1 protein-coding gene is annotated in these 692 nt (G+C 56.6%); it reads right to left on the bottom strand.

Features of this window, described 5'->3' with window-relative positions:
* On the bottom strand, positions 1-491 hold a 491-nt coding region (locus tag NUW23_16360; protein MCR4427720.1), incomplete at its 3' end, for a hypothetical protein.
* Positions 492-692 lie beyond the last annotated feature (201 nt).

Genomic DNA, 692 nt, shown 5'->3' with positions numbered 1-692 from the left:
GCTCCAACGCAGGATATCGCCGCCGCTTTCTCGACATGCTCTCTCTTACCGTTCCAAAGCTCCCTTGCGGACCATTTCCGGGCCTTGCTGCATGGCCTTTGGGCCGAATATGTGTCCGTCCCGTCTACCGCGCAGACCCGCCATCCAAAGAGCGTACCGTTGGAATGGACCTTGTTGCGCCGCGCCTTCTGGACAATCTCTGCGTTGTAGGCTTCCAGCTCCTCAACATCAGCGTTCTCCAGGGCGTATGCCATAGTGTCCGCGCCCGGTTTCTTCCGGACATGCATAACCTTGCCGAGCTCCCCGCCCTTTCCCATACGCTCGATCTGATACAAACTGCCCGCTCTAGCTGTTATGGAGCACAGAAATGGCGCGACAATAGCGCCAGGGCGATGCTCGGGGTTCACTCTCGAATCCTCATGCTCGCCGAGAAACTTGTATAGCCCGAATACCTTGACCGCGCAGTCCAATAGCTGCTTAAGCCTGTTCATCCTTCCCCGTGCCTCCACTTTGGTACGCGTGCCGATCAACTTCGGCTTGAGGCGCGGGGATTCTTTCCGCCCTTGGGTATGGGAACTAGTCCCTGGGTTGACTTATCTGATTTGCATGCCTGCTACAACATCTTTTGCGAAAGTCCAAGCATCCATTCCAGTCGCTCCCGGATCATCGCCCCCAACATCTCCACTCCAGTT

The organism is Bacillota bacterium (assembly GCA_024655925.1).
GTDB lineage: Bacteria > Bacillota > DTU025 > DTU025 > JANLFS01 > JANLFS01.
The sequence above is the reverse complement of the archived record's forward strand: the minus strand, read 5'-3'. Positions and strand labels throughout refer to the sequence as shown.